Genomic DNA, 20,876 nt, shown 5'->3' with positions numbered 1-20,876 from the left:
AAAATTTATAATTCATAATTTATAAATATTACGAAGCAATCATGAATTACCAATTCTTTAGTATGGCAGCCCTGCATTTATTCCTTTTTAGTTGGCATTTTAGACGGATCCCTAGTCTGTATAAATATTTTACCTGGTCCTTTAAAATAGCAAACTAATCCCTCACCACCTGTAATCGAGCCAACAAGACCATTTAATAGCTCAACACTATAGTCCATGGTGCTTTCCCAGAGTACAAGATGATTAGTATCTATTATATACTCTTCACCACTTTCAAGATTTATTTCATGTATAGCCCCATAAGCACTCAAAAATAAATCTCCTACTCCTTCTGCTTCAATTTGAATAAAGCCTTCTCCTGATAGGAATCCCTTTCCTCCTGCTGACTTTATGTTAAGATTTATATTATCTGTAGCTGCTAAAAAGCTTGCCTTTCCAAGTCTATACTTTACAGAGCCATCCATATTAACAACCTTGATATCACCTAAATATTTAGGTACAATTAATAATTCACCTTCTTCTGTAGCAGTATATTCCTGTAAAAAAGCAGATGCTCCTGCAAAAAGCCTTCCTATAGCTTTCCCCACACTTCCAGCTCTTGATTTAATTTTAAACACAGGCTTCATGGCAGCCATAGCTCCTGCTTCTACAATAAATTTATCCCCAGCTTGTGCTTTAATTTTTAGTAACCTGTTAGTATCTCCATACAATAATTCATAACTTACTGACATAACATTCCCTCCCTTAATTTTCTAACTACATTTAAAACTCAATTTCTTCAGTCTTCTTTAGCGTTACAAATCTTCCACCTAAAGTATTATTGTGATGTTCTATAATTTTTCTAGCTTCAAGTACATTTGTATCAAAAGTTGTATGTGCATCACTAACTAAAATATTATGGTGATATCCTCTGCTGTATGCACTTCTACAGGTAGTATCCAGACAAAATTCAGTTTGCATTCCACAGAACACAATTTTATCAGCATTTATTCTTCTTAATTCCTCTTCAAACTTAGTATTGTAAAAAGCATCCCAGCTTGCCTTTTCTACTATTGCTTCTTCCTTACGTGGAGATAATTTCTCATTAAGCTCCCATGTTTTCATTCCTCTTTTAAGTTTTCCTTCTTTGTCTGTATGCTGAATAAATATTATTGGAGTTTTACTCTCTCTTGCCTTACTTAAAAGCTTTAAAATATTGTTAAGAACATTATCCTCATTATAAACCATGCCCTCTTCTCCAAAAAACATGACATTCTGTACATCTATAGCAACTAATACAGTTTTACCTTTCATATGTATACACCCCTCTTTATTTTTATATATAATTATATTACCATAATAATTAATATAAAATAGTATTTTACGGAGGTATTATATGAACAAAATATGCGTTTACTCAGGATCAAATTTAGGCAAAGATCCTGAATATAAAAAATCAGCAGTTATTTTAGGAAAAGCCTTAGCAGAAAATAAAATAGAATTAGTCTACGGCGGCTCAAATGTAGGCCTTATGGGAGAAGTTTCAAATACAGTACTTAGAAACAATGGACACGTAACTGGAGTAGTACCTAAAAACTTATTTTCAGACACAATGAGAAATAAAAATATAACAAATCTTATAGAAACTCATGACATGGACGACAGGAAAAAAATGATGATGAATATTTCAGATGGCTTTATAGCTCTACCCGGTGGACTTGGAACATATGAAGAACTTTTTGAAACCTTAAGCTGGGCACAGCTCGGACTTCATAAAAAGCCAATAGGGATTTTAAACATATCAAATTATTTTGACCCAATTATTACAATGCTAAAAAACACTTGCAGTGCCGGTTTTATGAGAGAAACAAATCTCAAACTATTATTAGTCTCAACTGACCCATATGATCTCATAGAAAAAATGAAAAATTATAATCCACCTGTACTTGGCAGCAAGAATATTGATGAAACGAAATAAAATTAAGAATTAAGAATTGTAGTTATACGTTTAGAAATTTTTCGTAGTAAAACTGAGAAAAAGTTACCATCATTTTTAATTCTTCATTCTTAATTCTTTTTATCGTCTATAGCGTTCTTATTATTTCAGAAAGTTTTTTTAATCCATTTTCTATTTCTTCCATTGAAGCATATGCATAGGATATTCTTATGCTGTAATTTTTATTAAAATCGTATATATATCCCGGATTTATGAGGACTCCATTTTTACATGATAAGTAAAATAATTTTTTCATGTCAATTTTCTTAAAAAGTGTTAACCATATATAAAAACCACCCTTAGGAACATCAAAAGTTCCTAAACCATGAAAATACTTTTCCATAAATTCTAAGGTTATGTTGCATCTAATTTTAAGTTTTCTTCTTAAGCTCTTCACATATTCCTCATATAACCCACTTTTAAGCCATATATGAAAGGCTTTTTGTGAAAGAGAGCTTGCTCCATAGTCTGTCTGCATTTTAACATCGCCCAGTCTATCAATAACAGCTTCAGGACCTATTAGCCAGCCTATTCTCATTCCTGCTGCCAGTGATTTCGATGCTGTCCCAGAATACAAAACTACACCATTCTTGTCCATGGATTTTAAAGTTTTAGGAGGACTTTTTTCAAGCCATAATTCTCCATAAGCATTATCCTCAATAATTGGAAGTCTATTATTTGAACACAACCTTAAAAGCTCTTTACGTCTATCGTATGACATAACCGTACCCGTAGGATTATGAAAAGTTGGAATAGTATATAATATAGCTGTTTCCTTTCCAATATTCTTTTCTATTTGATTAACCATAATTCCATTTCTGTCAATAGGTATTCCTTTTAAATTCATTCCATTTGCTTCAAAAACGTGAAGCGATTTTATATATGATGGCTTCTCCACTATTACCGTAGAGCCATAATCTAAAAGTCCCATGGATATTAGCTGAAGTCCCTGAAGAGAACCTGAAACTATCAAAATTGATTCTGGAGACGCTTCTATTCCAAATTTTTTAACGTATTTACTTATTTCCTCTCTAAGCTCTAAAGAACCTTTTGTCATTTCATAACCTAAAGACTTTGTTTCTCTGGCTAACGACATAAAAACCTTTTTCATAGCTTCAGTTGGAAACAGCTCTTTTGAAAGCTCCCCTGTACTGAGTCTTATAATATTATCATCCCATTCCAATCTATTTATAACTTGAATGGTATGAAAATTTGGCTTATACACTCCACTCTCTATGTAATTCTTCCAGTTTGGAGTACTTGTTTCAGTCATTAATGACCAGGTGTTATTCGTTATACTAGTTCCACCTTTATTTTTACCATTTATAAGTCCATCTGCCTTAAGTTCATCTAAAGCCTCTACAACTGTACTTCTATTTACTTTAAAAATTTCAGAAAGCTTTCTTTGAGAAGGAAGTTTGTCCCCTACTATCCATTCCCCTTTTTTTATTTTCATTTTTATATAATCTATAATCTGCCTATATAAAGGTGTGCTGCAATTCTTGTCTGGCTGCCAATCAATATTAACCATACATTTCGCCTCCAATCTTTGAAACATTATGGAAAAGGGGATGCACTAATATAAATATTGCAAAGTAAAACGCGGAGAAAAATTTACCTTGCTTTTATTTTTAGAGAAGTAATAGTATTTGGGGAACGGTTTAAATAAAATTCAATAAGTCTTGTTCCAAATTATAAAAAGACTTAGAAATTTTAATTTGTTTGAGCCTTTTTTCAGCTTTTCAGCGAGTTATTAAAACTTCTTAGGATTTTCATTATTAAAAGCTTAACCACATACAAACTTTTAATTTAGATTTCCGGTAGCAAAGCAGAAGAAAATCTTCCTTGCCTTTCCCCCTATGTGCAGTAACAGTATTTTGGAAACAATTTAAATAAAGCTCAATAAGACTTTGCCCAAAATAATGAAAAAACTTAGTAATTTTAATTTGTTTGAGGTTTTTTTCAGCGAGTTATTAAAATTTCTTAGGGTTTTCATTATTTTGGGCTTAGTCTTATAAGCTTTATTTAATGTTCCAAAATACTGTTACTGCGCTTTATTTCAAAAAACTCATTCCTAATTTTAATCCATAATAAATAATTACTATACCGCATACAATATTAATTATTTTAAGTACTTTTTTACTAAGTTTATATTTAAATTTTAACACAAAGGTTGTAATACCTGTGAACCATAAAATAGAAGCTGTACATACCCCTAAAATAAAAATATGTGAAGCCGAATATGACATTGATATTTTAAACCCACCTAAAAGCAAAGAACCATCTATAATTGCCTGAGGATTAAACCATGTGGTTGTAAAACATGTAAGAATACTTTTTACTAAACTTTCATCTTCATGAACCTCTTCATTGATCTCAGGTGTCTCCCTTAAAAGCTTTATTCCTATGAATACAACTACAATGCAGCCTACTAAAAGAACAATTTTTCTTACGACATTAGACTTTTCTAAAATAGAACCTATACCAAAAAAGCACGTAATACATAGTGATATATCAAAAATAATTGTTGCAGCTGCAACCTCATATGCTCTTAACTTTTTATTTCTTATAGCAGAATTAATTACATAAAGGTTCTGCATGCCAATTGGTGCAAGGTATGTAATTCCAAGTATTAAGCCATCAATATAATATTTAATCATAATATTCCTCCAATAAAGAACTTGATTTTCTCCTATCAACCCTTTAGGGAAACCAGCTTAGCTAAAGGTTATGCATGTACCATAATGCTTTGATGCTAGCATTTTGGTAAAAAGAAGGTTAATGTGTAATTTAAGTTTCGCCCCAACCCCCTTTAGGGAAACCAGCTCAACTACAAGGTTATGCATGTACCATAATGCTTTGATGCTAGCATTTTGATAAAAAGAAGGTTAATGCGTAATTCAATTTTCGCCCCAACCCCCTTTAGGGAAACCAGCTCAACTACAAGGTTATGCATGTACCATAATGCTTTGATGCTAGCATTTTGATAAAAAGAAGGTTAATGCGTAATTCAATTTTCGCCCCAACCCCCTTTAGGGAAACCAGCTCAACTACAAGGTTATGCATGTACCATAATGCTTTGATGCTAGCATTTTGATACATGTATAACCTTAAGTTTCGCATGGTTTCCCTTTAATCATATCTAGACTTTTATATCTTGTCTGCAACCATATCTTAAAAATCCATACCAACCATATCTTAATCACCTTGACATAGTTATACAGATGCAGTATTATATCTTTGGAAACTATAAATACTTTTTTAGTTTCCTGAGTTTATAATGGAGGATACTAAAATGAAACAAAAAACTTTAAGTAAAAAAGAACTTTCTTTTATAATAATGATAAGTCTTGCTCTAGGAATAAGACAGATGTCTATGACTCTAGTAATGCCTTTTATTTCTACTTACAGCAAAACTCTTGCGTATAATACATCCTTTCTTGCTGGAGTATCTTTAGGTGCTTTTGGTATTGCTCAGGCAATATTTCAAATACCTTATGGAAGATTAAGTGATAAAATTGGAAACAAGCCTGTTGTACTAATGGGTTTGATGCAGGTTGTCATAGGACTTCTGGTGGCTTACTTTGCTAGAAATATATATGTTTTAATATTTGCAAGATTTCTTCAAGGAAGTGGTGCCATAATAGGTTCTGCTTATTCCTGGGTTTTTAGCTCAACAACAGAAAATAACAGAATAAATGCTATAGGAATACTTGGCTCATTCATAGCAGTTTTTGCGGCCATATCTTTTGCAATAGGACCCGTGGCAAATAGCTTTGTAAGTGTGGATAAAATGTTTTTAATATGTTCGATTATATTATTTGTAAATTGTCTTTATATACTATTTTTCTTAAAAGAGGACAAATCAATTAAAGAAAATAAAAAGATATCATCATTAAGTCATGACTTTAAAATTTTATTCAAAAGTAAAAGTTTCATATGTTCAAATTTATGTGCATTCATAAATAACTTTATTATGGTATCAGTATTTTATTTTCTTCCATTCCTGCTTCACAAAGTAACTGGCGAATATGGAATGTGGAAAGTATTTTTCCCATCAATAATTTTAGCTATACTTTTCATGAAAATTTCTATAAAGATATGTAAAAACAGAAAAACATCATCGATTATAGTGATTTCATTTTTAATTATACTAATAGGAAATCTTTTGTACTTTAAAAGTAACAATTTTATTTATCTTTTAACTGGCACCATACTTTTTATGTGCGGATATGTATGTCTAGCAACCTTGACAGCAAATAATGCCAATGATGTTATAGATGAAAACTGCCGTGGAACTGGAAATGGTGTTTTTAATTCATTTCAATATATAGGTTCATTTTTAGGTGGAATACTTGCAGGTGCTATATGGACAATTTCTGAAACTGGTGTTATTATTTCTGTTATAATAGCTTCAATTCTAGGAATTTTAATTGCCCTAAAGGGTTCTCAGTTCAATTATTAAGTTTTAACCTTGTGAGCCCTATAATATGGAGGAAAATATGAAAGATAAGATATTAGACTTAGCGGCAGAAAAAATAAAGTTATATGGTCTTAAAGGTTTCACTTTAGATGAAATTGCAAAAGAACTTAAAATAAGTAAAAAAACCATATATAAATACTTTAAAAGTAAAGACGAAATTGTAGAAGAATATTTTAATTCTATAATTGAATCTGATAAGAAAAGTGTCGTAACCGCACTAAATAAAAATACAAGTTTTTTAGAAAAAGTTCACGACATAGTGTACTCAGACCATAAATACAAGTTACCAATTAAAATTTTAAATGATACTGAATTACTTTATCCCGAAGCTTGGAAAAAACTTAAAACTTTAAAAGATTTTAAAGTAAATGAATTGAACAGTTTATTAAAAAATGAAATTAAAAACGGCACTATAAAAGAAGATGTAAATATACCTATACTCTGCAAAATGTTTGAGGAGGTAAGTAACACCTTTCTAGACTATGATTTTTTAATATCAAATAAACTAACCAGCCATGAAGCAATCGAAGAAGTAATTAAAATAATATTTAATGGAATACAAAGGAAATGACTAGAAGTAACACAGAATTAACATCAATATAATATAGAATTAGCCAGATAATAAGTTGACTTATTATCTGGCATTCTTATGTAAAAATTAAAATTTTAATGGATTATAAAGGTAACGTTATCATATGTTACCAAGGAAGTACAGGTTCTGTAGCAATTGTATTTCCAGTTGTAGTTATTGCTACAGCTGCTACAACTGCTATTACTACTAAAAATGCTATTTTGTGTCTTTTAATAAACATAGATTACACCTCTTTATTAAATTTTTTACAAAAATTAATTACCTCTTGTTGAGATCTTGTATCTTCTACTTTTAGATAAGCTTCTATTAATTTTAGTAAAATACTGTTGTCTATTTTATTGTGTATTGATGTTAATATAAAGAACTCATTTTTTATATTAGATAGTTTTTCTGTATCTTTCTTTTGTAAGTATATATCAATTAATTCGCTTATACTATTCTTTAATACATAGAAGTATATTTGCTTTTTAGCTAAAGTTAACGATTTTAAAAGGTACTCTTCAGCACTATTTAAATCATTTAAACTTTTGTATATTTTACCTATTTCACAATGAATACCAGGATAATGTTTGCAACTACTATTCAGATTAACTATCATTGATACTATTGAATTTAAATGCTTTTTCACAATATCAGGTTTGTTAAGATCAATATATATCTGTGTCATATCAATGAGTGCCAAAACATAATTTTCAATATTTTTACTTGAAAATATTTTTAGTATATAGTTATATATTTCTAAACTTTTATCATACTCTTTTTTGTGCTGCAAACAAATAGCTTCTTGTAGAAGTACATCATAATATTTATCAACATTAACATCTTTAATTATTGGTTCAAGAATATTAAGATTTCTCAATGCTTTATCATATTCTTTTAATTCATCATAGCATAAAGTACTGTTAAATAAAAATATACAGCGATACTCTTCATTCATATCTTTAAACCAGTCAAGTGCAAATTCACAGCATTTTATATTCTGTTCGTAGTTACCAACGTAGAAATATACCATGGATAATTTTCTTAAAATACTTAAAGAATTGTTACTATACATGTCCAATAATGCTCTAGCTTTTTCATAATATAGAGAGCTTTTATAGTAATCTTCTATACTAGCAAAGTAATCTCCTGCTAGTTCAAAAATACTTGTTTTTTTATCTGTAAAATTCCATTTCATTAAAAATTTTTCTGCATCATTTAACTTATTAATAAAACTTGTATCCTTATATATAAAAAGATCCTTAAGTTCTTTTATGTATTTATCAAGTATCCTATTAGCCTGTGATTTTTCATCTTCCATTAAATATTCTATGTTCTCATCAATTGTTATATGATTTTTATCGCAAATTCTCTTTAAGTTTTTTAATATAATTTCAGCAGCATTTTTAGTGAGATTTGCTTTACCATGTTCTATTTGACTTATCAGATTTCTAGTTATCTCCTTACCTGATATATCTTCCTGCTTTACATTATATTTTTCTCTTAAGTTTTTAAGTTTTGTTCCAATAGACAGTATCTCATAACTTCCCATACTTAAAACTCCTAACCGTAAAAAATTTAACTTACGCCTATTGTACCACTAATTGGTTAATATGTTAATAGACCGAAAAACTTAAAATTAAGTTCAGATTTATTAATTTTCACTATTATGTGAACTATATATACATCATTCTATATTGATTAGATTTTCCATCTTGTAAATATGTTATATTTGATTTTGGGTATATTCCTTTTGAATAATGTATTTACAGCATATATTAATTGCTAAAAAATAATGAACCAGCCTACTTAATTTGAACTGATTCATTTCATCTTTTAGCTGCATTATTTAAATTAATTTACCTGAAGTCTATTATTATTAATTTTTATGCATTGACATATACTATAATTTTGCATCTTATTTAAGATAAAATGCCTAACGTTATTTCTCCATCATGGTAGAATTCAATTATTGTATTATAATCTGAAGAAACTATCCATGTGTCAAAACTAACAGCCGTAACATCATCAATAAATTTAATAATATTTTCTAATTCAGATTTTAAACATGGTAAATTTACCTCATCCCACATTACATAAAACTCTGTAGAGTTTTTAATTAATTCACTAATACTAGCTATTGTATTTATATTATTTTTAGACTTAAATTTAGAAAAATCTACTCTCCCATCTAATCTAAATGGAATTTTTACCTGTATCTTTTCTAATATCTTATTACCTTCATCATAATTTAAAAGTTTTCCCCCCGTAGATTCTAAACACTCTTGTAATAAGACATTATTTTCCCATGCCTTTTGAATTGAAGTTATTCTGTTTTTCTTTTTCAACTCATCATATTTTTTTTTTATTTTTTCATTCATATTTTATTACCTCTACTTATTCCATAAATTTATAATTTCCTTATACTCTTTTTCTAATATATCAATTGGAATTATCTTTTTTACTGCATTTACTCCTTTTCCTTTGCTAAAGTCTTCAATGTTATAGTGTATTCCAATTTTCTCATCAAAATCTAATCTCCATCTAACTTTTCCATCTAAAGATTGTCTTCCTATTTGCTTTTTGTACCCATAACTTGATTTTAATCTTCCTTGGTATGAATTTGAACCATTCTTAAAATTACCTGTTAAATCAAGTTCATCTATTAATATTTTTCTAGCTGAGTCATGAGAAGATGCAGTATCTAAAAGTATTTCTTTTGAATTAACTTCACCTTCTCCCTTACCACCAAAAATTATACCATATGATACTTTAGGTTCATCAGAATAAACGCGCTCATAATTATACTCACCATTAAACGCAAGTTTACATCCTAAAAAAGTTTCAATATGCTTACGTAATTTATATACATAAGTATGTCCTTTATCCTTATAAGTTAAAGTTTTAGGTAGTTTTGATATTTTAATATTTTTATCATAGCTACTATACAATCCTGAGCCCAAAATACCACCTTCAAGATACTTCTCTGCCTCATCCTTTGTTAATACTTTTGAAGATGATTTTATTGATGTTACCTTATGATCTGCCTTCGTAAAATCAGCTTGTACTTTAAATGCCTTGTTTGCAAGCTCTTTTAATTCATCAGCTCTCTTTGAACCCATTGCACTTACTTCTTCTATCATATCATAAATTCTACCTAACCTAGCAAATGCACAGTTGACTGTTAGCTCAGCAGCATAATCCCCTATTTTATCATTTCTTTTACTAAAAACCTCACTTTCATTTGTCATTTGTTTGGCTAAAGTATTAAGTTCATCTGTCTCTAATTTTATTTCTGTCATATTCTCACTCCACTATTATGCGATAAAGCATTACACATCTTAAATAACATTATGTATGTTTATAAATTACTATTTTTATATTTATATGGATATTATATATTTAAAAGTTATTAAAATCAATATTTTTTGAATTTAATTAAAGTTTACATTAAATTATTATGATAAGAATAAAATTTTCTAAATTTAAATCATTTTTCAAAAGCAAAAGCCTTACAGCTCATTAAACTGTAAGGCTTATCGCCGGTAGACCATATATGCATTTTATTTCTTAACTATACTGAATGTAACTTTTTCTATTTTCACTTCACAATATTTATATTTAGTGCATTATCACAATCCACAACTTATAATAAAATTCCGTAGGCACGGAGGAATTTCTTCCTTGCTTTACCCTCTAAGCTAAGTAGCATTAATTATGGAACGATTTAAAAAAATTCTAATAAATCTTGGATAAAAAATCATACAATACTTAGTGTTTTGAATATTATCATACACGAGGTTTGGACAATTTAGGAAATGCTTATATGGAGTTGTTGGTGATAATGTAAAAAGTGCCTATTGATAATTAAGAAGGATAATGAGTCCTTGACCCAAACCCCGCATATGATCGTTATCCTTCTTTACTTCAAATAGGCACTCTCTCTTTATAAGAAGTTTAAATAAGTTTTTATATCAAAATTATCAGCCGTAAATATTAAAATTCCGTAGGCACGGAGGAATTTCTTCCTTGCTTTACTCCTAAGCTAAGTAGCATTGATTATGGAACGATTTAAAAAAATGCTATAAATCTTGACTTAAAAATCGTAAAATACTTAGATATTTCAATTTGTCTGAGCATCTTTTCAGCGAGTTATTGAAATATCTTAGGATTTTACGATTTTTAAGTCTTAGATTTATAACATTTTTTTAATGTTCCAAATCAATGCTACTTAGCTTTAATTTCTTCTGTTCTCCAGTAACCATATCTTTTATGTCAAATTCACCGTTATTTACTTCATCCTCACCAACTAAAATTACATACTTTATATTGAGTTTATTTGCATATGTAAGTTTCTTCTTAAGTTTTCCCTCTTCAAAATACATTTCTGCATTTTTACCTTTTTCAAGTAATTTCTTTAGTATGTGAGAACAGTATTCAAAAGTATCTCCAATAGGTATTATTAAATATTTATCATTTAAACCATTCTCGTATTTATCTATAAATCCTATTTCTTTAAGCACAAAGAACAATCTTGTCATACCAATAGACATTCCAACACCTGGAAGCACACTAGCAGTATAATTCTGTGCTAAATTATCATATCTTCCTCCTGAACATATAGAACCATAAGATTCATTTCCAGTTAGTAAAGTCTCAAATACAGTACCTGTATAATAATCAAGACCTCTTATTATCTTAAGATTTATTGCATATTCATTGTCCTCTACTCCGAATAACTTTAAGTACTTTATGACTTCTTCTACTTCTTCTATTCCCTTATCAAGCATTTCATTTTTTACATCTATATTTTTAAGACCTTCAACTACTTCACTGCTTGAACCGCTTATCTTTATTACCTTATCTATGATTTTAGCATTATCTTCTCCGACAAGCTCATTTAAATCAGAAAGAAATTGCTCTTCAGTTATCTTGTCATATTTATCTATGAGAATCATAACTTCCTGCATGTTTTGAACCTTAAGTCCTTCTAATATTCCAGTTAATATTTTTCTATTGCTTATCTGGAATTTATAGGTTTTAAGTCCTATCTTCTTTAAAGCCTTTGAAGCCATACTTATTACAAAAGCATCATTTTTTATACTTAAGCTTCCATTTCCAACAATATCTACGTCACACTGATAAAATTCTCTATAACGTCCCTTCTGGTTTCTCTCTCCTCTATATACCTTGCCAAGCTGATATCTTTTAAATGGAAATGTAAGTTCACCCATATACTGTGCAGCAAATCTTGAAAATGGCACAGTTAAATCAAATCTTAAAACTTGTTTTCTATCTTTATTATCAATACGATATACTTGTTTCTCAGTTTCCCCTGCCGATTTAGCCAAAAGTATTTCTTCTTTTTCAATTACAGGAGTATCCATAGGAAGAAATCCATTTTGCTCATAAACACCAGTTACTTTAGAAGCAATATCATTGAATATAAGCTGCTCATTTGGCAAAAGCTCCATAAATCCTGGTAAAATCGAAGGCTTAATCTTGTTACTCATTATAATTAATCTTCCTTTCCATATATAAAATCACTTAATTTTACAAATAACATTAAAATAGCAATAATATAATAATACAATATTTAATTGATATATAAAATAGCATTCACCATATATTATAAATAATTTTAACCAATTTGACCAATAATAAAGCGAAGTAATAGTATTTTAGAACATTAAATAAAATTCATAAGTCTAAACTTCAAATTATAAAAAGGCTAAGAAATTTTAATAACTCGCTGAGAAAAAGCTCAAACAAATTAAAATTTCTAAGTTTTTTTATAATTTGAAATAAGACTTATTGAGTTTTATTTAAATTGTTCCCAAAATACTATTACTTCGCTTGAAATAAAAACGATGAAAACCACCCAACTTGCTTCGCAATATTTTTAAGAGAAGAAAAGGAGTAATATTTATGAAAAAATTAGTTTTAATACGGCATGGACAAAGTGAATGGAATAGAGAAAATAAATTCACTGGATGGACTGATGTTGACTTATCAGTTGATGGAGTTACTGAAGCCGGTTACGCTGGTATGATATTAAAAAAGAACGGTTATACCTTTGATATTGCTTACACCTCCGTGCTTAAAAGAGCAATAAGAACCATTCAAATAATTCTCTATGACATGGATCTTTTATGGATACCTGTTTATAAATCATGGAAATTAAATGAAAGACATTATGGTGCTCTTCAAGGACTAAATAAGGATGAAACAATATCAAAATATGGGGAAAAGCAGGTTTTACTCTGGAGAAGATCCACCAACGTAAAACCACCTGCACTAGAAAAATCTGATAAAAGATATCCCGGTAATGAAAAAAAATACATTTCTTTAAGTGAATCAGAACTCCCACTTACTGAAAATCTTGAAGATACTGAAAAAAGAGTACTTGAATACTGGGATGAGGCCATAGCTCCTTCAATAAAACAAAATAAAAACGTCATAATTGCAGCCCATGGAAACACACTAAGAGCTCTTGTAAAATATCTTGATGATATCCCAAGTGATGGCATTGCAAATTTAAATATACCTACAGGAATTCCGCTAGTTTATGAACTTAATGAGGATTTAAAACCAATTTCAAGATACTACTTAGGTATAGATGGTAAAGTTGAAGCTATCAAATTTCCTTCACTATCATCATTTTGAGCATCTTTAACATTAATAAGTATTATTCCTCCAACAACAAATAAAATTAAAATACTAAACACCCCATTGGTAGATTTGCCTGTAATTTGGGTAACTACGCCAACAATAAGTGGTCCTAAAATTGAAGCAAATCTTCCAAATATATTAAAAAATCCAAAAAATTCATTATTTTTTTCTTTTGGTACAAGCTTCCCAAAATACGATCTGCTGAGTGCCTGTATTCCACCCTGAGAAGTACCTACCATCATTGCTAATATCCAGAAACCAGCAGCATTATGAATAAAATTCGCATATACACAAATTATTGAATAAATTATTATTCCAACATAAAGCATTGTTTTACCTTTAAACTTTTCTGAAAGCTTACCAAATATAATTGCACATGGAAAAGCAACAAATTGAGTACATAGAAGTATAATTAAAAGAGTTGTTGAATTTATACCAAGATCTGAACCAAAAGATGTTGCCATCGTTATGATAGTATTTACACCATCTATAAAAAAGAAATATGCTGCTAAAAAAATCATTAAATTTTTATACTCACTTATATTTTTAAATGTTGATATTAATCTTTTTATACTACTTTTTAATACCTTAGGCTCTTTTTCTATTCCATAAACCTGTTTTACATTTTTAATTATAGGAAACGAAAATATTGCACACCACACAGCAGTTATCACAAAAGTTATTTTACAAGCTGTCATAATTGATATTGGAATTACATGAAGCTGTGCCAATATAACTATACTCATGCATATTGCAAAAGCCATTATATTTCCAAGATATCCTGCTGCATATCCAATTGATGAAACCATATCCATTTTATTTTTAGGCGTTACATCAACTAAAAACGCATCATAAAAAACATTGCTTCCCGCATTTCCAATAGTACTTATTATAAATACTGCAATAAGAAGTACTATTGCCGAATCTGGAACTATTGAAAGAAGCGCAGTAAAAACTATTCCTATAATACAGAACACTTTAAAAAACTTCATTTTATATCCCATATAATCCGCTATAGTACCAAGTACTGGTGCTGCAAGAGCTATTAAAAGTCTTCCTACAGAATTTGAATAACCCCAATAGGCTGTTGACATGGCCTCTGTTCCCCCTGCATTTTTTAATACCATTCTAAAATATATAGGCAGTATAGTTGTTATAATTATCATGCTGTAGGTTGAAATAGTACAATCGTACATTATCCAGCTCTTTTCTATTTTATTATATTTATTCATAGGATACCTCACCCCATTAATTTAAAAATTTTAGCAGCGCTATATTATAGCCCCACTGTTATTTAAATATATTTCTTAATGTTATTAATTATATCCTCTGTGTATTATGATTACGTTAAGCTTATGTAAAATATTGAAACCAATAATTTCCCAAAAAAGATTTAGATGCATAATATAATATTGCAATACTTTTTTTATAGCTGTGAATATTTTTAAACAATGTAGGCAAACTAATTTTATGAAAATTTTAAGATTTATATTATACGGTATTGCAGGCTGGTGTGTAGAAATCATATGGACGGGATTAGGTTCTATGCTAAACGGAGATGTCACTTTACGTGCATGGACAAATATATGGATGTTTTTAATATATGGGTTAGCCATTTTTTTGGAACCAGTTCATGATAATATAAGACATTTACCTATTCTAGTGAGAGGAGGAATTTATTCAACCTTAATTATTATTGGAGAATATATAACCGGATCTATTTTACGTTTTATATTAGGAACATGTCCATGGTGCTACAGTGCTGGTCCATTTACAATTCAAGGAATAACGAGATTAGATTATTTTCCTTACTGGATGATAGCAGGTTTACTTTTTGAAAAGCTTCATGATGCTCTTATAAAAATTTCTACCTTTGCAGAACAATCAAGTTCGTAATTAATATTCAATTACGATAAAATACTAAATCATATAATGTGCTATAAAACCTTATGTGATTTAGTATTTTAACAAGAGAGGTGAACAATTCATTATTTAATCTAAAATAGTGAATTGAAAATATGGATAAAAAAGTTGACTACAATTTTAGAAATGTCGATTCAGTTAATTTTATTGTTGTATCATTATTTTTATTGGCATATGTTATATGTGCATTTATTTGTGGAGATTCAAAGATTGGCGTAAAGGCTTTATATGAGTCTATTCCAGTTGAAATTATATCACTTTTAATATACAAGCTTAACGTTAAAGCTGAAATTAAAGCCATAAGTTACGGAATTTTATTACTTTCAGCAGCATCTATAGTAACTTATTTAGATAGAACTTTAAATTTATCTATTTTTTCTTGCTTCTTTATAAGCATCGTAATTGTTTCTATGTATTTTAAAGAAAAGCCTATATTAATTCATGGAATACTATTTAACATTGCATGGATAATTTTATATATTATTTCTCCTGGAAAGCTTCTAGGAAGTAATTCAAATTTACTGATATTTTTAAACACACTAATAATTATTAATTCTATTGTGATTATGCTGTACTTTTTAACAAAGTGGGCAAACTCCTTAATTGTTTCCTTAAATGCAGAAAAGCAAGGAAGTCATAAATTGTTAAATGGCTTAGATAGCTCAATGAATGTAATTTTAAAGACCTCAAATGTTCTTGATGAAAATTTAATTGTCTTTGATTCGCATCTAGATGAATTGAAAAAATCGAGTGAAGAAATAACCCAAGCTATAAGTGAAACTGCAACCGGGATAACTGAAGAAGCTAAAAGCATTTACAATGTAACCTCTCATATGCAAAATATTTGCGATGGAACAGTCAAAATTAAAAGTTTTTCAGATAATATTAAGAAACTAGAAATAGAAATGAGTAAGGATGTTGATGCTGGTACAAATGATATAAATAATCTTAATAATAAAATAAAAGCTTTAAAAACCGCTGTAAATTCATCACTCACTACTGCAACAAAGCTTCAAAAAAACATTGATAAAATAAATGTTTTCCTTTCTACTATAAGAAGTATAGCTGATGAAACAAATTTACTTGCGCTAAATGCTAATATAGAAGCTGCAAGAGCAGGTGAAAGTGGTAAAGGCTTTAGAGTTGTAGCAAATGAAATAGGAAAACTAGCCAATAACAGTACAGCTATGATATCTAATATAGAAAAAATTATAAAAGAAATAAATTTAACTACTAAAGAAAATTTGGACAAGGTAAAAGAAGGCAATGCTGATTCTTCAGAATGTTTTGATATCATTTATGAAATTGTAAATAAATTTAATTCTATTAATTATTCTTTTAAGCAAAATAAAGGATATATAGTTGATCAGAATAAAATGATATCGAATATATCTAATCTCTTTAAAAATATTGATAATGAGATAAACTTTCTATCCAGTGTTTCCGAAGAGCACGCTTCTGCTTCAGAAGAAATTCTTGCAAATACAGAACAACAAGATGAAAATATAAAAGAAATTATTAATTCCATGAATAAAATATATGACATTAATCAAAAGCTTATAGCTATATCTAAAAAATAACAGAGTATATTTTTAAAGTGTAAGGAATTAGCCATTTAGAGCTAGTTCCTTTTTATCTATGCATATCCCTCATCTCCTCATATGTATAAAATAAGCACCAGTATTTCTACCAGTGCCCATCTTAATATTTATTTTGTATTATTCTACTTCAAAATTCTCTATTTTCATAAACCATACATATGATTTCTTAGTTGATGATTTTCCTGGTACAGATACATTAAATACATAATATGGCTGTACAGTTACATCACCTGCGCTCTTTGAATTATACCAATCTATAAAAGCATCAATTTCATCTTGTGTTAAGTAAAATTCTCTTATAGTTTTATCATTCATATATAATGTTAATTTAGATTTGCTTGGTTCCTGATCTTTTACAGTAACTGTACATGAAACTTTTTTTCCATCTGCTGTAGCTACCGTTATCACAGCAGTACCTGCGCTTATTCCTTTAACATTTCCATTTGCATCAACAGTTGCAATAGAACTATCACTTGAACTCCATGTTACTCCTATGTTAGCTGGATTAACAGTTGCTGTTAGGGTATCATTTCCCCCTATATCTATTAAGTCAGATGTTTTATTCAAGGATATAGTAGTAGCCCCTGCAACTGTCACTGTGCATGATGAACTTAAATTACTTCCATCCTGTGTAGTTGCTGTAATTGTTGCTGTTCCTTCTTTTACTGCTGTTATCTTTCCGTTTTCATCTACTGTTGCTATACTTTTATCACTACTTGTCCATTTTACAGCTTTATTAGTTGTATCATCAGGTGTTACTTTTGCTGTTAACTGGTCTGTATTTCCTGTTTGCCCTAATGTTAGTGAATCCGTAGTTTTGTTTAATGTTATTCCTGTTGCTAATACATTATTATATGAATTAGTTGGAGGAGTAAAATTAGAAGTCCATCTCGCTATATTACTTATTCTAAATTCATCTATATTTCCAGTCAAATGAGATGAAAACCAAGGTGCATAACCAATTGTTATTTTTGAATTAGGATTTAGAATATTTACAGTTCCAATATTTAAAGTCTTTATATTAGTACCATCCAAATATATTGAAAGTGATGAGTCTTTTCTTACAAGAGCAAAATGATGCCATGTATTAAAAGAAACACTATTTTCTCCAGTTTCCATACCATATGTCCATGACGAACCATTACCAATACCCACCCATAATCCATTACTTACTATATTTGATGTTGCTATTGCAAATGACAAATCTGAATTAAAAGATACGAAATATTTATTTCCAGAAAATGATGGTAAGGAAAACCAAAAATCAATTGTAAAATCTTTATTACCAAAATTAAATTCGGAAGATGTGCATGGAATATCTAATCCAGAATTACCATTAAAATAAGCACTACTATTGCCAAATTTCTTATTACTTGTATCTACTGTAACACCATTATTAATAATCGTATGACCACATTCATCTTTAAATTTGCCATCATCCATATGCATTAATAATTTTGTATATTGATCAACTTCTTCATTTTGTGTATTACTACCAGCACCTATTGAAGTATTATCAAGCAATTTTGCATTTTTATTACTTTCAGCAAATACCTGTGAAAAGCATCCCAAAACAACAACTAAAAATACTACTAATGTAGCTTTAAACTTTTTTCTCATTCATATTCCCTCCTAAATTTATGTATTAATTTGGTTTAATACCTATATTATTATCGTTATGTAATAATATATAATTAGTGGAAATATAAAAAAAAGCATCTGAACCTAATCAGGTGCTCATACAATATACAATTGATTATAAGTTCAAAGCACAAAACTTGAACCAGACTCAAATAGATAACTCAAAAATTTAGTTGCTTTCATAAATAGTACACATTTATAGTTTTTTTATATTAAACATATTATTTAAGACTCTAAAATTTTGAACAAAAGATCTCGCTAAGACCCAGTAACTTACTCCTCTAAGACCATATCTAACAACAAGTTTATACTTCTCCTCCACACTTCTAGCATCTTCAAACCAAACAACATGCTGCCTTCTATCTGCATCTATATAATTGTAATAAGGTGACTGTGACTTCTCATCATATTTTATTTGTGCTCCATATTTTCCTGCTCTTTGTATTGCTTCATCATTTCCTATGGTTTCTGCAAACTCCCCTTTAGGCACATACGGAAGTGTCCAATCATATCCATAAAGAGGCATTCCCATCATTATCTTTGAAGGTGGTATAACGCTTACTGCATATCTTATTACTTTTTCGACTTCATTTATTGGAGCGACGGCCATTGGTGGCCCGCCAGACCAAAATAAATAATAGCATATAAAACGTAACGGAATTAGCCATCTAGGGCTAGTTCCTTTTTATCTATGCATGTCCTCACATTCTCATATGTATAAAATAAGCACCAGTATTTCTACCAGTGCCTATCTTAATAATTATTTTGTATACTCTTGAACTTTGAAATCATCTATTTTATTAAATGGTATATAATCTTTATTTGTTACATATGATCCAACTACTGGAACATTAAATACATAGCATTGAGCAGATAGTGGATTTGTCATTCCGTTATACCAATTTAAGAAGTTGTTTAATTCATCTTTTGATAAATCATACTGCTTTGTACTTCCATTAACCATATATAATGTTAATGTTGCTCTATTTCCAGTGACAACTGGCGGAGTATATGGCTGTGTTACTGTAACTACACATGACTTACTTAAATTACTTCCATCCGTAGTTGTTGCTGTTATCGTAGCAGTTCCTGCTTTTACTGCTGTTACCTTTCCATTTTCATCTACTGTTGCTACACTTTCATCACTACTTGTCCATTTTACAGCTTTATTAGTTGTATCATCAGGTGTTACTGTTGCTGTTAAAATATCAGTTTGTCCAACATTTAAAGAATCTGTTGTCTTGCCTAATGATATAGATTCTTTATTTAGATTGCCTGTAGAATCTATATCAATAGCATCAATTTCAGCATTTGCAGTTGCTGTATCAAATTGTAAAACAACACTATGGTTTGCCATAGGCTTATTAGACTCATAGTTATATAATAAAACCTGTCTTTGTGTTGAGGAAGCATATGGATTATAGGTATCAACCTTTACTCCATCTATAGTAACGCTAACAGTCGAATTGTAAGTTGGATGCTTATTGCCTATAATCCTAAATTTAGTTCCACGAAATGAAAATGATACTTTTTTAACTATATTCGGAGTATCAGTATAAGTTTCCGTCCCATCATAGCATTCCTGCCAATCATGGTTTTTCCATCCGCTAGTATATGTAATTTGGGAATTAGTATCATCAAATCTTTTCCAACCTATTTCAGGATTATTGAAATTAATATCTCCAACTTTAGCACTATTTTCAGCAGTACCATTAAAATTAGCTGTTCCAATTTGAAAGTTATCATCAGCAAATACCTTATTACTATCACCACTAAACATAACTGAAGCTGCTACAAAAAATGCACATAAAAATAATCCAATAAATTTAAATTTTTTCCTCATTTTATTATTCACCCCAAAATATATATTATTTTATTCGTAAACAATATTATTATCGTTATGTAATAATATAGGTTTAGTGGAAATAATAAAAAAAAAGCATCTGAACCTAATCAGGTGCCCATACAATATACAATTTGATTATCAGTGCAAAGCACAAAACTTGAACC

The 20,876-nt window shown here is 29.3% G+C and carries 18 protein-coding genes; 6 read left to right on the top strand and 12 right to left on the bottom strand.

Annotation, left to right across the window (positions count from 1 at the left end; translation table 11 throughout):
• Nucleotides 1–77: 77 nt before the first annotated feature.
• Complete coding sequence (locus BEE63_RS15260) at nt 78–731, bottom strand: TIGR00266 family protein (protein ID WP_066022208.1); 654 nt, start codon at nt 729–731, stop codon at nt 78–80.
• Between the two features lie 31 nt (nt 732–762).
• Nucleotides 763–1,293: a cysteine hydrolase family protein gene (locus BEE63_RS15255; RefSeq protein ID WP_066022207.1), complete on the bottom strand. Its 531-nt coding sequence runs from the start codon at nt 1,291–1,293 to the stop codon at nt 763–765.
• Between the two features lie 82 nt (nt 1,294–1,375).
• Between BEE63_RS15255 and BEE63_RS15250 the strand changes: the two genes are divergently transcribed.
• Complete coding sequence (locus BEE63_RS15250; RefSeq protein ID WP_066022206.1) at nt 1,376–1,957, top strand: TIGR00730 family Rossman fold protein; 582 nt, start codon at nt 1,376–1,378, stop codon at nt 1,955–1,957.
• 106 nt (nt 1,958–2,063) lie between these two features.
• On the opposite strand, the gene BEE63_RS15245 is transcribed toward BEE63_RS15250, so the two are convergent.
• Nucleotides 2,064–3,506, bottom strand: a complete 1,443-nt coding sequence (locus tag BEE63_RS15245; protein WP_066022205.1) for a PLP-dependent aminotransferase family protein — start codon at nt 3,504–3,506, stop codon at nt 2,064–2,066.
• A gap of 523 nt (nt 3,507–4,029) precedes the next feature.
• Entirely contained in the window at nt 4,030–4,635 is a 606-nt protein-coding gene (locus BEE63_RS15240) for a LysE/ArgO family amino acid transporter (protein ID WP_066022204.1), read from the bottom strand.
• A gap of 635 nt (nt 4,636–5,270) precedes the next feature.
• On the opposite strand from BEE63_RS15240, the gene BEE63_RS15235 reads away from it, so the two are divergent.
• Together BEE63_RS15235 and BEE63_RS15230 are read left to right on the top strand one after the other, a co-directional pair.
• Nucleotides 5,271–6,440 carry an MFS transporter gene (locus BEE63_RS15235; protein ID WP_066022203.1) on the top strand — a complete coding sequence of 390 codons (1,170 nt, stop codon included), beginning with the start codon at nt 5,271–5,273 and terminating at the stop codon, nt 6,438–6,440.
• A 37-nt stretch (nt 6,441–6,477) separates the two neighbouring features.
• On the top strand, nt 6,478–7,029 hold the full coding sequence (locus BEE63_RS15230) for a TetR/AcrR family transcriptional regulator (protein ID WP_066022202.1): 552 nt from the start codon (nt 6,478–6,480) through the stop codon (nt 7,027–7,029).
• Between the two features lie 244 nt (nt 7,030–7,273).
• Here the strand turns inward: BEE63_RS15230 and BEE63_RS15225 are convergent, their stop codons facing one another.
• The 4 genes from BEE63_RS15225 to hisS form a co-directional block, all read right to left on the bottom strand.
• Complete coding sequence (locus tag BEE63_RS15225; RefSeq protein WP_066022201.1) at nt 7,274–8,581, bottom strand: helix-turn-helix domain-containing protein; 1,308 nt, start codon at nt 8,579–8,581, stop codon at nt 7,274–7,276.
• 370 nt (nt 8,582–8,951) lie between these two features.
• The gene (locus tag BEE63_RS15220; protein ID WP_066022200.1) at nt 8,952–9,410 is read right to left on the bottom strand and encodes a hypothetical protein; all 459 of its coding nucleotides are present in this window, start codon (nt 9,408–9,410) and stop codon (nt 8,952–8,954) included.
• A 12-nt stretch (nt 9,411–9,422) separates the two neighbouring features.
• On the bottom strand, nt 9,423–10,331 hold the full coding sequence (locus BEE63_RS15215) for a hypothetical protein (RefSeq protein ID WP_066022199.1): 909 nt from the start codon (nt 10,329–10,331) through the stop codon (nt 9,423–9,425).
• Nucleotides 10,332–11,237: 906 nt separating this feature from the next.
• Nucleotides 11,238–12,542, bottom strand: coding sequence for a histidine--tRNA ligase (hisS, locus tag BEE63_RS15210; RefSeq protein ID WP_066022198.1), 1,305 nt, complete (start codon nt 12,540–12,542; stop codon nt 11,238–11,240).
• A gap of 415 nt (nt 12,543–12,957) precedes the next feature.
• Here hisS and gpmA point away from each other — a divergent pair, with 415 nt between their 5' ends.
• Complete coding sequence (gene gpmA, locus BEE63_RS15205; protein WP_066022197.1) at nt 12,958–13,695, top strand: 2,3-diphosphoglycerate-dependent phosphoglycerate mutase; 738 nt, start codon at nt 12,958–12,960, stop codon at nt 13,693–13,695.
• Here the strand turns inward: gpmA and BEE63_RS15200 are convergent.
• On the bottom strand, nt 13,635–14,933 hold the full coding sequence (locus tag BEE63_RS15200) for an MFS transporter (protein ID WP_066022196.1): 1,299 nt from the start codon (nt 14,931–14,933) through the stop codon (nt 13,635–13,637). The genes gpmA and BEE63_RS15200 overlap by 61 nt on opposite strands.
• 238 nt (nt 14,934–15,171) lie before the next feature.
• Between BEE63_RS15200 and BEE63_RS15195 the strand changes: the two genes are divergently transcribed.
• Nucleotides 15,172–15,597, top strand: a complete 426-nt coding sequence (locus tag BEE63_RS15195; RefSeq protein ID WP_081312568.1) for a putative ABC transporter permease — start codon at nt 15,172–15,174, stop codon at nt 15,595–15,597.
• A 122-nt stretch (nt 15,598–15,719) separates the two neighbouring features.
• On the top strand, nt 15,720–17,204 hold the full coding sequence (locus tag BEE63_RS15190) for a methyl-accepting chemotaxis protein (RefSeq protein WP_066022195.1): 1,485 nt from the start codon (nt 15,720–15,722) through the stop codon (nt 17,202–17,204).
• Nucleotides 17,205–17,342: 138 nt separating this feature from the next.
• Here BEE63_RS15190 and BEE63_RS15185 read toward each other — a convergent pair whose 3' ends face one another.
• The 3 genes from BEE63_RS15185 to BEE63_RS15175 all read right to left on the bottom strand — a co-directional run bounded on the left by BEE63_RS15185 (nt 17,343) and on the right by BEE63_RS15175 (nt 20,709).
• On the bottom strand, nt 17,343–18,845 hold the full coding sequence (locus tag BEE63_RS15185) for an Ig-like domain-containing protein (protein WP_066022194.1): 1,503 nt from the start codon (nt 18,843–18,845) through the stop codon (nt 17,343–17,345).
• 217 nt (nt 18,846–19,062) lie between these two features.
• On the bottom strand, nt 19,063–19,476 hold the full coding sequence (locus BEE63_RS15180) for a glycosyl hydrolase family 18 protein (RefSeq protein WP_066022193.1): 414 nt from the start codon (nt 19,474–19,476) through the stop codon (nt 19,063–19,065).
• A 150-nt stretch (nt 19,477–19,626) separates the two neighbouring features.
• The gene (locus BEE63_RS15175) at nt 19,627–20,709 is read right to left on the bottom strand and encodes an Ig-like domain-containing protein (protein ID WP_066022192.1); all 1,083 of its coding nucleotides are present in this window, start codon (nt 20,707–20,709) and stop codon (nt 19,627–19,629) included.
• Nucleotides 20,710–20,876 lie beyond the last annotated feature (167 nt).

The sequence above is a fragment of the Clostridium pasteurianum genome (assembly GCF_001705235.1).
GTDB lineage: Bacteria > Bacillota > Clostridia > Clostridiales > Clostridiaceae > Clostridium_S > Clostridium_S pasteurianum_A.
The sequence above is the reverse complement of the archived record's forward strand: the minus strand, read 5'-3'. Positions and strand labels throughout refer to the sequence as shown.

Bases quoted from the DNA above. Each gene is read 5' to 3' on its own strand.
- BEE63_RS15260 (WP_066022208.1), bottom strand. From the start codon at position 731: ATGTCAGTAAGTTATGAATTATTGTATGGAGATACTAACAGGTTACTA.
- BEE63_RS15255 (WP_066022207.1), bottom strand. From the start codon at position 1,293: ATGAAAGGTAAAACTGTATTAGTTGCTATAGATGTACAGAATGTCATG.
- BEE63_RS15250 (WP_066022206.1), top strand. From the start codon at position 1,376: ATGAACAAAATATGCGTTTACTCAGGATCAAATTTAGGCAAAGATCCT.
- BEE63_RS15245 (WP_066022205.1), bottom strand. From the start codon at position 3,506: ATGGTTAATATTGATTGGCAGCCAGACAAGAATTGCAGCACACCTTTA.
- BEE63_RS15240 (WP_066022204.1), bottom strand. From the start codon at position 4,635: ATGATTAAATATTATATTGATGGCTTAATACTTGGAATTACATACCTT.
- BEE63_RS15235 (WP_066022203.1), top strand. From the start codon at position 5,271: ATGAAACAAAAAACTTTAAGTAAAAAAGAACTTTCTTTTATAATAATG.
- BEE63_RS15230 (WP_066022202.1), top strand. From the start codon at position 6,478: ATGAAAGATAAGATATTAGACTTAGCGGCAGAAAAAATAAAGTTATAT.
- BEE63_RS15225 (WP_066022201.1), bottom strand. From the start codon at position 8,581: ATGGGAAGTTATGAGATACTGTCTATTGGAACAAAACTTAAAAACTTA.
- BEE63_RS15220 (WP_066022200.1), bottom strand. From the start codon at position 9,410: ATGAATGAAAAAATAAAAAAAAAATATGATGAGTTGAAAAAGAAAAAC.
- BEE63_RS15215 (WP_066022199.1), bottom strand. From the start codon at position 10,331: ATGACAGAAATAAAATTAGAGACAGATGAACTTAATACTTTAGCCAAA.
- hisS (WP_066022198.1), bottom strand. From the start codon at position 12,542: ATGAGTAACAAGATTAAGCCTTCGATTTTACCAGGATTTATGGAGCTT.
- gpmA (WP_066022197.1), top strand. From the start codon at position 12,958: ATGAAAAAATTAGTTTTAATACGGCATGGACAAAGTGAATGGAATAGA.
- BEE63_RS15200 (WP_066022196.1), bottom strand. From the start codon at position 14,933: ATGAATAAATATAATAAAATAGAAAAGAGCTGGATAATGTACGATTGT.
- BEE63_RS15195 (WP_081312568.1), top strand. From the start codon at position 15,172: ATGAAAATTTTAAGATTTATATTATACGGTATTGCAGGCTGGTGTGTA.
- BEE63_RS15190 (WP_066022195.1), top strand. From the start codon at position 15,720: ATGGATAAAAAAGTTGACTACAATTTTAGAAATGTCGATTCAGTTAAT.
- BEE63_RS15185 (WP_066022194.1), bottom strand. From the start codon at position 18,845: ATGAGAAAAAAGTTTAAAGCTACATTAGTAGTATTTTTAGTTGTTGTT.
- BEE63_RS15180 (WP_066022193.1), bottom strand. From the start codon at position 19,476: ATGGCCGTCGCTCCAATAAATGAAGTCGAAAAAGTAATAAGATATGCA.
- BEE63_RS15175 (WP_066022192.1), bottom strand. From the start codon at position 20,709: ATGAGGAAAAAATTTAAATTTATTGGATTATTTTTATGTGCATTTTTT.